The organism is Thiemannella venezuelensis (assembly GCF_014203605.1).
Taxonomy (GTDB): domain Bacteria; phylum Actinomycetota; class Actinomycetes; order Streptosporangiales; family Streptosporangiaceae; genus Planomonospora_A; species Planomonospora_A venezuelensis.
Genome location: NZ_JACHJJ010000003.1, coordinates 133,876 through 149,259, shown reverse-complemented (window position 1 = coordinate 149,259; position 15,384 = coordinate 133,876). Strand labels below are relative to the sequence as shown.

13 protein-coding genes are annotated in these 15,384 nt (G+C 69.2%); 9 read left to right on the top strand and 4 right to left on the bottom strand.

All coding sequences use genetic code 11. The annotated features are described in order from the left end of the window. Positions 1 to 187: 187 nt before the first annotated feature. Entirely contained in the window at positions 188 to 1,981 is a 1,794-nt protein-coding gene (locus tag FHS22_RS06335) for a hypothetical protein (RefSeq protein ID WP_184939253.1), read from the top strand. A gap of 1 nt (position 1,982) precedes the next feature. Here FHS22_RS06335 and FHS22_RS06330 read toward each other — a convergent pair whose 3' ends face one another. Then, positions 1,983 to 3,146 (bottom strand): acyltransferase family protein, encoded by a 1,164-nt coding sequence (locus FHS22_RS06330; RefSeq protein ID WP_338047621.1) that lies wholly within the window; start codon positions 3,144 to 3,146, stop codon positions 1,983 to 1,985. A gap of 174 nt (positions 3,147 to 3,320) precedes the next feature. Here FHS22_RS06330 and pgfA point away from each other — a divergent pair, with 174 nt between their 5' ends. From pgfA to FHS22_RS06295, 7 genes are all read left to right on the top strand, one after another. Then, complete coding sequence (pgfA, locus tag FHS22_RS06325) at positions 3,321 to 4,244, top strand: cell envelope lipid trafficking protein PgfA (protein WP_184939250.1); 924 nt, start codon at positions 3,321 to 3,323, stop codon at positions 4,242 to 4,244. A gap of 14 nt (positions 4,245 to 4,258) precedes the next feature. Then, positions 4,259 to 5,167, top strand: coding sequence for a decaprenyl-phosphate phosphoribosyltransferase (locus FHS22_RS06320; protein ID WP_184939249.1), 909 nt, complete (start codon positions 4,259 to 4,261; stop codon positions 5,165 to 5,167). A 22-nt stretch (positions 5,168 to 5,189) separates the two neighbouring features. Then, complete coding sequence (locus FHS22_RS06315) at positions 5,190 to 6,515, top strand: FAD-binding oxidoreductase (RefSeq protein ID WP_184939247.1); 1,326 nt, start codon at positions 5,190 to 5,192, stop codon at positions 6,513 to 6,515. 77 nt (positions 6,516 to 6,592) lie between these two features. Continuing rightward, positions 6,593 to 7,339: a decaprenylphospho-beta-D-erythro-pentofuranosid-2-ulose 2-reductase gene (locus FHS22_RS06310; protein WP_184939245.1), complete on the top strand. Its 747-nt coding sequence runs from the start codon at positions 6,593 to 6,595 to the stop codon at positions 7,337 to 7,339. A 95-nt stretch (positions 7,340 to 7,434) separates the two neighbouring features. Then, the gene (locus FHS22_RS06305; protein ID WP_184939243.1) at positions 7,435 to 8,550 is read left to right on the top strand and encodes an NAD(P)H-dependent flavin oxidoreductase; all 1,116 of its coding nucleotides are present in this window, start codon (positions 7,435 to 7,437) and stop codon (positions 8,548 to 8,550) included. A 417-nt stretch (positions 8,551 to 8,967) separates the two neighbouring features. Further along, on the top strand, positions 8,968 to 9,210 hold the full coding sequence (locus tag FHS22_RS06300; RefSeq protein WP_184939242.1) for a transposase: 243 nt from the start codon (positions 8,968 to 8,970) through the stop codon (positions 9,208 to 9,210). An 87-nt stretch (positions 9,211 to 9,297) separates the two neighbouring features. Continuing rightward, positions 9,298 to 10,728, top strand: a complete 1,431-nt coding sequence (locus tag FHS22_RS06295; protein ID WP_184939240.1) for an IS1380 family transposase — start codon at positions 9,298 to 9,300, stop codon at positions 10,726 to 10,728. Positions 10,729 to 11,148: 420 nt separating this feature from the next. Here the strand turns inward: FHS22_RS06295 and FHS22_RS06285 are convergent, their stop codons facing one another. Both FHS22_RS06285 and FHS22_RS06280 read right to left on the bottom strand, forming a co-directional pair. Then, the gene (locus FHS22_RS06285) at positions 11,149 to 11,532 is read right to left on the bottom strand and encodes a hypothetical protein (protein WP_184939239.1); all 384 of its coding nucleotides are present in this window, start codon (positions 11,530 to 11,532) and stop codon (positions 11,149 to 11,151) included. A 181-nt stretch (positions 11,533 to 11,713) separates the two neighbouring features. Beyond that, positions 11,714 to 12,208, bottom strand: a complete 495-nt coding sequence (locus tag FHS22_RS06280) for a hypothetical protein (protein WP_184939237.1) — start codon at positions 12,206 to 12,208, stop codon at positions 11,714 to 11,716. Between the two features lie 151 nt (positions 12,209 to 12,359). Here FHS22_RS06280 and tnpC point away from each other — a divergent pair, with 151 nt between their 5' ends. Then, positions 12,360 to 13,913, top strand: coding sequence for an IS66 family transposase (gene tnpC / locus FHS22_RS06275; RefSeq protein ID WP_184939236.1), 1,554 nt, complete (start codon positions 12,360 to 12,362; stop codon positions 13,911 to 13,913). Here tnpC and FHS22_RS06270 read toward each other — a convergent pair. Continuing rightward, on the bottom strand, positions 13,857 to 15,182 hold the full coding sequence (locus FHS22_RS06270) for an ISL3 family transposase (RefSeq protein ID WP_184939234.1): 1,326 nt from the start codon (positions 15,180 to 15,182) through the stop codon (positions 13,857 to 13,859). The genes tnpC and FHS22_RS06270 overlap by 57 nt on opposite strands. Positions 15,183 to 15,384: the final 202 nt, after the last annotated feature.

Below are 15,384 nucleotides of genomic sequence, written 5' to 3'. Positions count from 1 at the left end.
AACGAATCGGGTGCGCCGGAGCATAACACCGTATTGCGGGCGATCTCGCCAGGCTCATAGGGTGATCTGCCGCATCATGGGAGATCAGAGGGGACCGCAGGTGGGGGCCACACAGGTTGAACGCTCGGAACCGCCGACACTGCGGATCACGTTGCCCGGCTGGGCCTCGGGTCTCCGGGAGCCGGTGGTGCGGGGAGCGGTACTGCTGATCGGGGCCTCGCTCGTCCTGCGCGTGCTGATCCTGCGGGACTCCTACTTCGTCGAGGACGACCTGCTCTTCGTCGGGAACGCCTACGAGAGCGATCTCTCCCTCGATTTCGTGACGCGCATCCACAAGGGGCACTTCATGCCCGGCGCGCTCGCGCTGACCTGGGTGCTCTCCCGCATCGCCCCGTACGACTGGCTGCTGGTGGCGACCGTCACGTTCCTCGCCCAGGCCCTGCTCGGGGTTCTGGCGCTGCGGCTGCTGCGGCTGCTGTTCGGCACCCGCCCGGCGATCCTGCTGCCGCTGGCGGTGCTGCTGTTCAGCCCGCTGACGATCCCGCCGTTCGGCTGGTGGGCGTCCGCGCTCAACGCGATCCCGCTCCAGCTCGCGATGGTGCTGGCGTTGACCGCCCAGATCCGGTTCGCGCGCGGTGAGGGGAGCCGGTACGGCCGGCACGCGATGGCGTGGTCCGTGACGGGCATGGCCTTCAGCACCAAGGGCGTCTTCGTCGTCTTCCTGCTCTTCGCGGTGACCACCGCCTTCCTGGGCGACCGGGAGGCCGGCTGGGTCCGGTCGATGATCGGGGAGCTCGGGCGGAACCGGCGGCTCTGGGGGGCGTACCTGGCGCTGATGGCCGCCTACACGGCGCTCTACCTCGCGCGCCGGGACACCGCGCCGGGGGAGGGCGCGGTGGTTCCCAAACCGGATGTGGCGGTGGACCTGGTCGGGCTCATGCTGGGCCGTACCTTTCCCACCGGGGCGGTCGGCGGCCCGCTGACCTGGAGCCCGGTCACGCCGACCGGCGGGATGTCCGGCCCGTCGGACGTCATGGTCGCGGTCTCCTGGCTGGTGCTGGCGGTCCTGGTGGCGGCCACGGTCGCCTACCGGCGCCGGGCGCTGAGGGCGTGGTCGATCCTGGCCGCCTACCTGGTCTTCGCCGACGCGGTCCCCACGGTCATCGCCCGGGGCAGCTTCACCGCGATGATCGGCGCCGAGACCCGCTACGTGGCCGACGCCGTGGTCGTCCTGGCGGTCGTCCTCGGGCTGGCGCTCATGCCGCTGCGGGGGGAGGCGGATCCCTACCGCCGCCCCCTGCCGCCCAGATCCTCGCTGGTCCTTACTGCCGGGCTGGCCGCCGGAGCCTATCTGGCGGCGTCACTGGCCTCGATCGAGGCCTACCGGGCCACCCTCAGTGGCGACCGGGTCCGCGCCTACCTGAACACGGTCGCCGCGGAGCTCGCCCGGGTGCCGGACGACGCCGTGATCTACCCGACCCCGGTGCCCGAGGACATCGTGCTGGCGGTGAACGGAGACCGGCGGCTCAGCACCCGCCTGCTCGCCCCGCTGGCACGTCCCGGGACACGGATCAGGATGGCCCACCCCGAGCCCAGCCACGAAGCCAGGGTCTTCAACGAGGACGGCCGGCTGGTGCGGATGAGCGTCTTCGGATTCTTCCAGCCGGCGCCGCAGGGCGAGCGCTGCATCCCGTCGGTGAACGGCGTGGTCACCCTGCCCGGCGTGGCGGCCTCCGGCGGGAAGCGGGACGGGGCGGGCGCGCTGTCCTACACGGCCGGACGAGCGGTCTCGGCGACCGTCGAGATCGGCGCGGAGAGGATCATGCTCAACCTGAGGGAGACGCAGAGCGGCCTGGTCCACTTCCCGGTGCGGGGCACCGGGCCGGACCTCCGGATCGTCATCGACGACCCGGCCGCGCAGGTCTGCCTGACGGGCGTGGCGCTGGGGGTCGCGGCCCCCGAGGGGTGGCGGCCCTCCTGACTCAGCGCCGCACCCAGGAGTTCACCCGCTGGAGGGGGTTCTCCAGCAGCAGGTAGGTCACGGTGGCGAGCGCGAGGGTGATCAGGGCGATGGGCACCAGGTTGCCGAGGAAGCCGCCGGAGAACGACTCCTGGCCGGTGAAGCCGTACCAGCCGTAGATCGCTACGAACTGCCAGAGGAACACGCCGTAGGAGACCTTGCCGAGGAAGCGCATCACCCGGTTGCCCAGCAGCCGCCGGACGGGGGAGTCTCCCGGCGGCAGCAGCGCGGCCGGGGCGAGCAGGCAGAAGGCCACCGCGGTGTAGAGCACCAGCTCGGACAGGTCCGCCCAGACGCCGTCGACGCCGAGGAACCGGGAGCCGGTCACCGGGGAGGCCGCGACGGCGTAGGCCATGGCGGCCACGAGCCACCAGGAGCCGGGGGAGGCGGCGACCCCGCGGCCGAAGCGTCCCGCGGGACCGTCCGGCCGGGCGCGCGCCCACGCCATGACCACGGCCAGGGCCATTCCGGCGGCGAAGTAGCCCGCCGCGCGCGGCGGCCAGAGGCTGAGCAGCGGCTGGTGCCGCGGGTAGTGGATCAGCAGCGTCCAGGCGTACGAGACCGCCGCGAACGCAGCCAGCCCCGCCAGGAGCCGTACGGCCCGCCGGTCGACGTCGTCGCCGGCCCGCCGGGCGAAGGCCGCCAGGGCGGCGGCGATCACCGGGAGCAGGACGTAGAACGCCGCCTCCACCGCCAGGCTCCACATCTGGGCCAGCCCCCGCGGGGCCAGGCCGGTCCACCAGGGGTCGAAGGCGTAGTTCTGGCCCAGGAGCAGGAGTGTGAGCCAGGTCCAGGCGTCGGAGATGTGGTCCCGCGACCACAGGAGCATGGCGACGACGACGACCAGCCAGTAACCGGGAAGGATGCGTACGGCCCGCCGCCACAGGTAGGCGGGGATCCGGGGGGACGGCCCCCCGGTCAGCGCCGCGGCCGCGAAGGGGCGGTAGAGCAGCACCCCGGAGAGGGCGAAGAAGATCGGCACGGCCACGTCCCCGCGGGAGAGCAGCGCCCCGGCGAACCCCTCCTGCATCATGGCGCCGGACTCGGCGGCCACGTGGAAGGCGAGCACCAGGAACGAGGCGACCGCCCGGACGCCGTCGAGGGCGTCCAGATGGCCGTCGGCCACCGGAGATTCTTCTCCGATGACCGGTGTCGGCCTAGAACTTGTTTCGGTCACTTTTCCGCATCCCTGAGTGACGTGGGTGATCGGCATCACTAACATACTGGCCAGTAGAACGTGATTTAAGTACATTTCACCCCCCATGACACCTGCTTAGCGGGAAGCTCCTCAGGAGGATCAATGCGCCGAGTAGTCGGAGTTGTTCTCTTAGCCGCCGGGGCCTTCCTCATCGTTCTGGCGCCGCTCGTGCGGTTCCAGATCGGTGGCAGCCTCATCGCGGCGCCCGCCGCGCAGTACGGGGTCAGCAAGCTGCAGGCCGAGGGCGCCCAGTACTTCAGCGCCAAGGACCTCAAGGTGATGACCGGCAACCTCGGCATCACGGTCACCACCCGCGGAGACGTCAGCCAGGCCGAGGGCGACCGGGTCGTCTGGGACGAGTTCACCGTCACCAACGACATCACGAACAACAACCCGGGCATCTCGATCACCGAGCGGCGCAGCGCCTTCAACAAGTTCACCGGCGAGGGCATCACCTGCTGCGCGGTGAACATCGACAAGAAGCCGATCAAGCTTGAGGGCCAGGTCTACAAGTGGCCCTTCGACGTCGAGCAGAAGACCTACAAGGTCTTCAACTCCACCACGGGCATGGCCTTCGACGCCAAGTTCGTCGGCGAGGAGCAGGTCAACGGCCTGCCGGCCTACAAGTTCGAGCAGACGATCCCGCCGACCAAGACCGAGACCCGGACCGTGCCCGCCTCGATCATGGGGCTGACCGGGACGACCGGCGACGTCCAGGTGGACCGCGTCTACGAGGGCAAGAACACGTTCTGGATCGAGCCCACGACCGGCTCTCCGGTCCGCCAGGAGCAGCAGCGCAACGAGGTCCTGAAGACCCAGGACGGCACCGGCACTCCTGTCACCGCCCTCATCGCCACCGCCAAGATGACCCCCGAGACGGTCAACGACCTGGTCCGCAACGCCACTGACAGCAAGAGCCAGATCACCATGATCAAGACCACGATCCCGGTGATCCTGCTCATCCTCGGCATCCTCCTGCTGGCCGCCGGGTTCTTCGTGGCCCGCGGGTCCTCCGCCAAGGCGTGACCGGCGAGGAGAACGTGATCGTACGGCCGCCGGCGGACCCGCCGGCGGCCGTACGCGCGGAGCGGCGATTCTCCCTCCCCGCCCTGGTCCGGGCCTGCCGCCCGCGCCAGTGGGTGAAGAACGCCCTGGTCTTCGCGGCCCCGGCGGCGGCCGGCGTGCTGGGCACGGCGGACGGGGTCCGGGGCGCCCTGCTCGCCTTCGCCGCCTTCTGCCTCGCGGCGAGCGGCACCTACCTGCTCAACGACGCCTCGGACGTCGAGGCCGACCGGCGCCACCCCCGCAAGCGGTTCCGGCCGGTCGCGGCGGGCCTGGTCCCGGTCATGGCGGCCCGGATCATCGGGGTCGCGCTGGTGCTGCTGGCGCCGGCCCTCGCCGCGCTGCCCGGGGACTGGCGGCTGCCCGCCGTGGTCGCCGGCTACCTCGCGCTGACCTTCTCCTACACCTTCTGGCTCAAGCACCAGCCGGTGGTGGACCTGGTCGCGGTGGCGGGATGCCACGTGATCCGCGCCTTCGCCGGGGCGGTGGCCGTGGACGTCCCGGTGACCAGCTGGTTCCTCGTGGTGGTCTCCCTGGGCTCGCTGCAGCTCGTGGCCGGAAAGCGGGAGGCCGAGCTGCGGGCCGCCCAGGGCAACTCCACCCGGGCCATCCTGGCCGCCTACAGCCCGGCCTACCTCGCGCAGGTCCGCACGATGGCGTCGGGCGCGATGATCGTCACCTACTGCCTGTGGGCGCTGAACGACCATCCCGGGCCGTTCTACGCGCTCAGCATCGTCCCGTTCCTGCTCATCGTGCTGAGGCACAACCTGCTGGTGGACCGGGGGATCGGTGAGGAACCGGAGGAGCTCGCCCTGCGCGACCGGCCCACCCAGCTGTTCGCCGCGGTCCTGCTGGCGCTGCTCGTCACCGGGATCTACCTGACGTGACCGCTGCCGTACCCTCGTCGCCATGACCTCCTTCCTGACCGGCTGGGGCCGTACCGCGCCGACCCCCGCCCGCCTGGCCAGGCCCGGCTCGGCCGAGCAGGTCGCCGAGCTGCTGCGCCGGGCGCCGGAGCGCGGCGTCGCGGCGCGGGGCCTCGGCCGCTCCTACGGCGACGCCGCGCAGAACGCCGGCGGGCTGGTCGTCGACTGCACCGGGCTGACCTCCTGGTCCCTGGACGAGACGACCGGCCTGGTCACCGCCGCCGCCGGAGTGAGCCTGCACGACCTGATGGCCGCGCTGGTGCCGCGGGGCTGGTTCGTCCCCGTCACGCCGGGCACCCGGCACGTGACCGTGGGCGGGGCCGTCGCGGCCGACGTGCACGGCAAGAACCACCACGTCGACTCCTCCTTCGGCGCGCACCTGCGCTCGCTGACCCTGGTCACGGCGGACGGCGAGTCCCGGACGCTGACCCCGGGCGACGAGCTGTTCTGGGCCACGGTCGGCGGCATGGGCCTGACCGGGATCATCACCGAGGCGGTGTTCCGGTGCGTCCCGATCGAGACCTCCCGGATCCGGGTGGACGTCGAGCGCACCCGCGACCTGGACCACACGCTGGAGACGATGACCGCCACCGACGACCGCTACCGCTACACGGTCGCCTGGATCGACCTGCTGGCGCGGGGCGGCCGGATGGGCCGCAGCGTGCTCACCCGGGGCGACCACGCCGCGCGCGAGGACCTGCCGCGCGGCGCGGACCCGCTGGCGTTCTCCCCGAGGTCCCTGCTCGCCGCGCCGCGCTGGGCGCCGGACGGCCTGCTCAACCCGGTGACCGTCCGGGCGTTCAACGAGGCCTGGTACCTCAAGTCGCGGCCCGGGAGCCTCGTGCAGGGCCTGGCGCCGTTCTTCCACCCGCTGGACTTCGTCGACGGCTGGAACCGCGTGTACGGCCCGCGCGGCTTCGTCCAGTACCAGTTCGTGGTCCCCTTCGGCCAGGAGGCGACGCTGCGGCGGATCGTGTCCCGGCTCTCGGCCGAGGGCGTGGTCTCCTTCCTCACCGTGCTCAAGCGGTTCGGCCCGGGCACACCGGGGATGCTCTCGTTCCCGCTGCCCGGCTGGACGCTGGCCCTGGACATCCCGGCGGGGCAGCGCGGCCTGGCCGGGCTGCTGCGCGCCTTCGACGAGCGGGTGGCCGAGGCCGGCGGGCGGGTCTACCTGGCCAAGGACTCGCGGATGTCCGCCGAGACGATGGCCGCGATGTACCCGAGGCTGGCGGAGTGGCGTAAGGTCCGCGACGGGGCGGACCCCGGCGGGGTGTTCCGCACCGACCTGGCGAGAAGGCTGCGGCTGTGAGCGGACGCGGGCGGCTGTGAAGCGCCGGGGGCCGGCGGGCCTCCGCGGACGTCGACTCTTCGAGGGGATCTGAGATTGTGAGGAACGCCCTGGGCTCGGTGGACACCGTGCTGCTGCTCGGCGGGCGGAGCGAGATCGGGCTGGCGATCGTCGAGCGGCTGGTCCGCGACGGCGTCCGCCGCGTGGTGCTCGCCGCCCGGGACGCCGCCGGCGGCGTCCCGCCGGTGATCGGGGCCGCCGAGGTCCACCTGCTGGACTTCGACGCGGCCCGCCCGGAGACGCACGGCGAGGTGATCGAGGCCGCGGTGAAGCTGGTCGGCGACCTCGACGTGGTGATCCCCGCCTTCGGGGTGCTGGGCAGCCAGGCGGCCTACGACGCCGACCCGGTGGCCGCCGCCGGGGCGGTCGCCGTCAACTACGGCGGGCACGTGTCCGTCGGGCTGCACGCCGCCCGGCGGCTGCGCGAGCAGGGGCACGGGACGCTCGTGGTGCTCTCCTCGGTGGCCGGGATCCGGGTGCGCAGGGCGAACTTCGTGTACGGCTCGGCCAAGGCGGGCCTGGACGGCTTCGCGCAGGGGCTCGGCGACGCGCTGCACGGGTCGGGGGCGCACGTGATGGTGGTGCGGCCCGGCTTCGTGATCGGGCGGATGACCGAGGGCATGTCCCCCGCCCCGCTGTCCTCGACCCCGGGTCAGGTCGCCGACGCGGTGATCGACGGGCTGCGGTCGGGCGCGGAGATCGTGTGGGTCCCCGGCCTGCTGCGGGCGATGTTCGCGGTGATGCGCGTACTGCCCAGGGCGGTCTGGCGCCGGATGCCTCGATGAAACGCGTTCTCGTTGTTGTTACCCGTGAGTACCGACGAAATGTTCTAGACTAGAACGCGTTGCAGTTTTGCTGTTGTGCGCCGTACGGTGAATGCATGCGGACACGTGTCACGGACATGCTCGGAATCGAATTTCCGATCTTCGCGTTCAGCCACTGCCGGGACGTCGTCGCCGCGGTCAGCCGCGCCGGCGGGATGGGCGTGCTCGGCGCCCTCTACTTCACCCCGGAAGAGCTCGAGATGGAGCTCAAGTGGATCGACGACCACGTCGACGGCAGGCCGTACGGCGTCGACGTGGTCATGCCCGCCTCCTACGCGGGAGCCGACCTCGGCGTCGACTCCCCCGAGGACCTGGTGGGACGCCTGGCGGGGATGATCCCCGAGGGGCACCGGAAGTTCGTCGACGAGCTGCTGGCCTCGCACGGGGTCCCGCCGCTGTCGGACGAGGCCGACGCGGGCAAGGTGCTGCTCGGCTGGACCGACGCCACCGCCCGGCCGCAGGTCGAGGTGGCGCTGAAGCACCCGATCGCGCTGCTCGCCAACGCCCTCGGCCCGCCCCCCGCCGACGTGGTCGAGCTCGCCCACGCGCGCGGGGTCAAGGTCGCGGCGCTGGCCTCCACCCCCCGGCACGCGGTCAAGCAGGTCGAGGTCGGCGTGGACATCGTCGTCGCGCAGGGCACCGAGGCGGGCGGGCACACCGGCGAGATCTCCACGATGGTGCTCATCCCGCAGGTCGTGGACGCCGTGGACGTGCCCGTGCTGGCCGCCGGGGGCATCGGCGACGGCCGCCAGATGGCGGCGGGCATGGCACTGGGCGCCGAGGGCGTGTGGACCGGGTCGATCTGGCTGACCGTGGAGGAGGCGGACACCCCCGAGATGGCCAGGCGGCGCATCCTGGAGGCCACCTCCCGCGACACCGTCCGCTCCCGCTCCTGGACCGGCAAGCCCGCCCGGCTGCTGAAGAACGAGTGGACCGACGCCTGGGAGGCGGCCGAGTCGCCGGGCACGCTGCCGATGCCGCTGCAGTTCATGCTGGTCTCGGACGCGCTGCGCAGGATCGGCCGCTCCGACGCCGCCGAGCTGGCCACCTTCCCGGCCGGTCAGATCATCGGGGCCATGAACCAGGTCAAGCCGGCCAGGGACGTGGTGTTCGGCATGGTCGAGCAGTACGTCGAGGCCATGGAACGGCTGGGCCGCCTGACCGGGGAGTAGCCTCCCGACTCCGGTGGGAGCCTCAGGGTTCCCGCCGGGATCGTGTCGGTGGTCATGGCCAGGCGGGGAATTCGAAGAAGACGGACTTGCCGTACGGCGTGCGCGTGTGCCCCAGTTGGCGGCGAGGGTCTGGACCAGGGTCAGGCCGCGGCCGGACTCGGCGGTCTCGTCGGGCGTCGTGACGACGGGGAAGAAAGAGCTGCCGTCGTAGACCTCGACCACCAGGTTCCCGGCTTCGCGGGCCGAGTCGCGGACGAACCGGCGGGCCGAGGCCACGCACTCGGGCCGGCGCGGGATACGTTTGTCGCCCAGCAGGATGACGAGGCGGTCGCGGCCCGGCTGGACTGAACCGCTCCGGCTTTCGTGGAGGCCCTGAAGCCAGCATGATCGTGCTGGCGGAAGGGAGAATGACGCACGATGCCAGCCCCCAGGAAGTACCCCGACGAACTGCGTGAGCGCGCGGTCCGGATGGTCTTCGAGACCCGTCGGCAGACCGGTGGCGCGCCCGGCGCCATCGCGCGGGTGGCCGACCAACTCGGCGTGCACCGCGAAGCCCTACGCGGCTGGGTCCGCCAGGCCGAGATCGACGACGGGCAGCGGCCCGGCACCTCCACCAGCGACGCTCAGACCTCAAGTAATCACGGCAGCTTGATCGACTAGCCCGTTCACATGCGAAAAGTGCCCCTGACCTGGGAAAATCAAGGCGACCAAGCACTTGATCCACCAGAACCGAGGAGCACTTTTCAAGTGTCCGACCCTACCGCGTGGTCCCGCGATCTCACAGCGGAAGTCGACGGCCACGGCATCGTCAACCACGCCGGATCCGCCGTCCTACGCCTCCTCGCCGACAACCTGGGCCTGACCCGGCGAATATCAACCGCATTGCGACGCCGACACTTCACCCCCACCCACGACCGCGGACGCGTCCTGACCGATACCGCCGTCATGATCACCGACGGCGGACGCGTCCTAGCCGACCTCGCCACCCTGCGCGACCAGGCAGAACTCTTCGGACCCATCGCCTCCGACTCCACCCTGCGCCGCGCCCTGACCGAGATCGACCCCCTGACCGCCGACCGCATCACCACCGCCCGCGCCGCTGTCCGCCGCAGCGCATGGCAGCTGATCGCCGCCCGGCACGGCGCCATCCCCGCCTCCCCCGTGGCCGACCGCGACCTGGGCAGACAGATCGTGATCCGACTGGACGCCACGATGATCCCCGCCCACTCCGACAAGGAAGGCGCCGCCGCCAACTTCAAGGGCTACGGCCACCACCCGCTCACCGCCTTCTGCGACAACACCGGCGAGGCCCTGGCCATCGAACTGCGCCCCGGCACGGCCAGCAGCAACACCGCACGCGACCACATCGACCTGCTCGACACCTCCATCGCCCAGGTCCCCTGGCCGCATCGGCGCAACCTGCTGATCACCACCGTCGGCGCGGGCGCCACCCACGACTTCCTCGACCACCTGCACGAGGTGGCCAGCCGGCGCGGACAGCACCTGGAGTACTCCATCGGCTGGGAACTGGGGGACCGCGAACAGGAGACGATCAAGCGCGTCCCCGGCGACGCCTGGCAGCACGTCATCGACGCACACGGCAAAGCACGGGACCTCGGCGACGCGGGCGTCGTCGAACTCACCGGCCTGCTGCGCCACTCGGCCGGCGGCGACCGGCTCGCGCTGTGGCCGGCCGGGATGCGGGTGATCTGCCGCCGGGAACGCCCCGGTTCCGGCGCTCAGCTGTCACTGCTGGAAGAAGCCGACGGATGGCGCTACAGCTTGTTCGCCACCAACACTCCCGTCCGGCAGCCCGGCCGTCAGCTCGACTTCCTGGAGGCCCGCCACCGCGTCCACGCCCGCGTCGAAGACCGCATCCGATGCGCCAAATCCACCGGTCTCGGTCACCTGCCCAGCAAGTCCATGCAGGTCAACGCCTCCTGGTGCCTCGCCGCGGCGATCGCCATCGACCTGTTGTGCTGGCTGCGGCTGCTTTGCCTGACCGGCGCACTGGCCGACGCCGAGCCCAAGACGCTGCGCTACCGCCTGCTGCACACCGCCGTCCGGCTCGTGCGGGGCCAGCGAAGGCGCCGAATCAAGATTCCCCGGACCTGGCCGTGGGCTGATGCCCTGGCCGCTTGCTTCACCCTCGCCCTGGCGCTGGCACCGCCCGGTTGACCAGCGCGAACCGCCCACCCGACCGCAACCCCGGAGGAAACCCGCCTCGGCCCGTGGAACCGACGCCGCCCGGCGCGACAGCCGGGCGGACAGGCTGCCCCGCAGCTTGACAACAAGATCGAGATGATGGTGTGGAACGGCCCGACCCGGCTGAGTGATCACCCATCGATCATCCGTGACCGATCAAGGTCGACGACTCACCATCTGCTACGAACGCTACTCCGGCAACTATCTGGCCTTTCCCGACCTGGCCGCAGCCCTATGCTGCTACAAGCGGCTCGTCCGACTCACCACATAGGACACGGTCTAAGAGGCGGATGACGGGAGACTGTCACGTCCGGTTCTGTAGGAGCCGGGAGGTGGGATTCCTGACGGCCATCCGACCAGGGATCATCTATACAGGGGGCATAAAATAATTCGCTATTTCGGGCCCGGGTCAACGCAAATGAATAAAATATTCTCCAATCCGGTCCCTATTCCTTCAATTACCTTCACTATCTTTTCTGAGTATATCCCGACATTCAGATGATTGTATGTATTTACACTTACGTAAACATCACTCCATTCAATTGATTTCATTATTAGCCATTCGGGAGATTTTGAAACCTTTTCCCATCCACGCCCGGCGAGGAGATGCTCGGCCCTACTGAGCGCGTCTTGCGCGCTATTGCCACCGACATCCATCACGAGCTCATTCTGGACTTCGGTCGTTCCCTCCCAGGTCCCTTCAGTGACGTCTTCACCTAAAACTTTTCCGATGCTGCGCACGCTATCAACAGCCGCAGGATCGGCTTTGGATGTCACTTGAAGGAGTCCGCACCCCGAAGTGAGGAGGCGGAAACCGATAAGGAGTATGCAAAAATTAAGGGAATGGCTTATTTTTCGCAAGCACCTACCTCTAATCATTGAGATTCTATGAAAGAGTGCGCGCATTTTTGCACTGCAGGGCAACCTAGCGCCTTGCAAGTTCACGTGAATCAAAGACTTACGCGTAGGGAGTAAAAGCCAATACCACATAGGCGGCAGACTGGATCGAATCGTCTTCTAATGCTTTCACTACCTGCGGGTCTTGGGTAACACCGTATCCTTCAAGCGACTCTATGGGCTTGATTAGCAAACTAGTTTTCTTCCATCTAGCCGACTTCATGTGAATCGAATCAATACCCCTCCCCTTCTCTATCCAACCATGTTGATACAGTCGGCCATGCGTCAAATTGGCTGCTTCCTGAAAGCTCGAAGCCCCAACGTCCAAAATCAAGATACTTATATTTTGAGTAACATCTTCATATATTAGTGACGTTGTAGTTTCTGCTACCTTCCTACCAACACCGCGAACTTCACTAATGGCAGCCGGGTCGACGTCAATCGTTTCTGAAATCCATCGCACTCCACAGCCCGCAGCCATAACTAAAATAAGAAGGAAGGCAAGCGGTCGATTTATCCTCATAACCCCCCACTCAAAGACGATGGAAAATGGCATGGGAATTTATATTATTTCCATAAATATTTAATTTTCTCCCGTCATCTACAATCGCTGTAAACGCAATTCCAGTGTAACTGCTCAGGTAGTCGGGTTTTCTGCTGATCGTCCGAGTTGCTCGATGGCCGGTCTGCCACGAACATGAGTGTTCGTGTCCGAGATCGCGCAGCTGAGAGCCGAGCTGGCGGAGCTGCGCGCGGGGCTGGCCGAGGCGCACGAGATGATCCGCGATCTGCGGCGGGTCATCGTGGCCAAGGATGAGCGGATCGCGCTGCTGGAGGCCGAGAACACGTCGCTTCGCGAGGACAACGCCCAGCTCCGGACCCGGGTCGCCGACCTGGAACAGCAGCTGAAGATGAACTCGCGCAACTCCTCGCTGCCGCCGAGCTCGGACCAGATGGGCCGGGCGAAGCCGAAGTCGCTGCGGGAGAAGACCGGCCGCAAGCCGGGCAAGGCCGCCGGTGAGGGCGGATCGGCGCTGGCGATGACGGTTCCCGATGTCGAGCACGACTGGTATCCGCGCGCCTGTCGCGGCTGCGGCGCGGGCCTGGCCGGTGCCGCCGAGGCCGGGCTGGTCCGCCGCCAGGTGCACGAACTGCCCGAACCGGCGATCGTGGTGACCGAGCATCGGATGCACAAGCGCCGCTGCGCGTGCGGATGCGTGACCGTCGCGGCCTCGCCGGCCGGGGTGGACGCCCCGGTCTCCTACGGCCCGGCGCTGCGCGCGTTCGCGGTCTATCTGGTGGTCTTCCAGCTGCTGCCGGTCGCTCGCACGGCCGAGCTGATCAGCGATCTGACCGGCGCGACCGTGTCGGAAGGCTGGATCATGAACGTGCTGGCCGAGGCCCACGACGGCCTGGCCGACGTCGATGCGGCCATCAAGACGCTGATCACCTTGTCGTATGTGGTGCACGCCGACGAGACCTCGATGAAGCTGTCGCCGCTGGGCGTCTCGGGGGGCAAGGGCTGGCTGCATGTGGCCGCCACCACGACGCTGACCTCCTACCACGTGCACCTCAGCCGCGGTCTGAAGGCGGTGCGCGAGCATGGGGTGCTCCCCGCGTTCGCCGGGGTGCTGGTGCACGACGGCCTGTCGATGTACGACTCGGCCAGGCTCGCCGACCCCGCCGGTGAGCGGCCGCCGGTCTTCACCCACGCCTTGTGCGGGGCGCATCTCGCCCGGGAACTGGTCGCCGCCGCCGAACGCCACCCCGGCCGGAACTGGCCGCTGCAGGCCAAACGCGCCCTGTACGCGCTGAATGACGCCGCGCATGAGGCCCGCGGGCAGGGGCGCGACCACATCCCGCCGGAGATTCTCGGTGAACAGGTCACGCTGTTCCGGCACGCTGTCCGGATCGGGCTGGCCGCCCATCGGCGCGATCACACCCGGCGCGAGCAGAGCAAGACCCGCAACCTCCTGGAACGCCTGCGCGACCGGGAGGCCGACGTGCTGCGCTACGCCCGTGACCTGGCCGTGCCCTTCACCAACAATCGCGCGGAGGGCGACCTCAGGATGGCCAAGACCAAGGTCAAGGTGTCGGGTGCCATGCGCACGCTGGCCGGCCTGAAGCAGTTCGCCCGCATCCGCGGCTACCTCTCCTCCGCGCGCAAGAACGGCGTCACCGCCTGGAATGCCGGCTCTTCGAAGTTAAGCGGGGTCGAGGTGTCCGCGGCTCTTGCGGGTAGTGGCGCAGCGGGTGCGTAGGCGCTGGTTGACCGGGTTGCGGAAGCCGTACGCGTCCCGGGCGATCGTCTTGATCACCCGATTGGTGCCCTCCGAGCCCGCATTGGTGATCCCGGTCCGGAGAAACGCGCAGATCTCCGGCCACCACGCCTCGACCGTGCCGGCCAGGCGCTCCAGCTCGGGCAGGCCGGAGGCGGCGCACCGGTCGTAGAAGCGAAACAGCCGCTCGGCGATAACGTGCCGGTCCGCATCGGTGCGCGCCAGCGCGAGCAGGTCCAGCAAATCCTCCTTGGCGTTCCACGCGGTCAGGATCGGCACCCCGATCCGCGTGGGCAGGGCCATCAGGTCATCGATCATCGGATCCAGCTGGGTGCCGTGCATCCGCGCCGCCGAGCGCGTCAGCCGGTTGCGCAGCTCCCACTCCCGGTTGCCCTTACGGCCGCGCCGGCCGCGCACCTGCACGGTGACGCGGCGCCGGACCTCGGTGACGGCGGCATTGGCCAGCTGCACGATGTGGAAATGGTCGACCACCAGCGTCGCGTGCGGCAGCGCGGCCCGCACGGCCGCTTTGAAGATCGTGCACATGTCGATCGCGACGTAGGCCACCTGCTCCTTCCAGTCCGGACCGCGCGCGTCCAGCCAGTCGATGACCACGCGGGCGGTCCGGCCCTCCACCTGACCCAGCAGGCCCTGACCGGCCGACAGATCAACGAACCCGACATGCCAGCGGTCCACCACCGCCGTCCACGCGCAGGCCACCTCGTCCCAGGCCCAGCGGGGACGGCCCCGCCGGATCTCATCGATCCCCAGCACGGCCACGGGGGCAGGCTGATCCGGCAAGACGGCGCCGGCATGGACGGTGAACGCCGCGGCCACCACCGGCCACGACAGGCCGTGATCTCGCGCCGACTGCACGATGGTGCGGCCCGCATCGGCGACCGCCGCCCCCGCCGCCCGGCGCAACCGCCTCGTCAGACGCGCTCGCGCCGGGATCTGCGGCACCTGCTCGGTGAACGTGCCGCGCGGGCACGTCTTCTGGCGGCAGATCCAGCGGCGCTTGCGCCAGCGCAGCTCACACCACCGTCCCGCGACCGGCAGATCCCGCGGCCGGGTGGTGACCCATTCCTTCATCCGGGTGGCCACCGCTCCGCACACCGGACAGGAGCGCGCCCGCTCATCCAGCGTCGTCAGGTGAATGACCGGTCCTTGACCAGCGTGTTCGTCTCCTGCGATGACCTCGGCAACGGCCAGGCCCTCCAGTCCCAGCAGTCGCGTCGTATCGTTGACCATGCTCGCGGCTCTTCTGTTGTGAATCTTGCTTCGACAACAGGAATCATCAACGAGAGCCGCGAGCTCCCTCAAGAGCTGCGCTCAGCCGCACCGGGCCTCGACCGGCCCCACCCCGATCAAGTTCGAAGAGCCGGAATGCCCTGTGCGGGCTGTTCCTCGGCACTCCCTGGCACCCCGGCCCGGCTCACGCCACCGGATGATC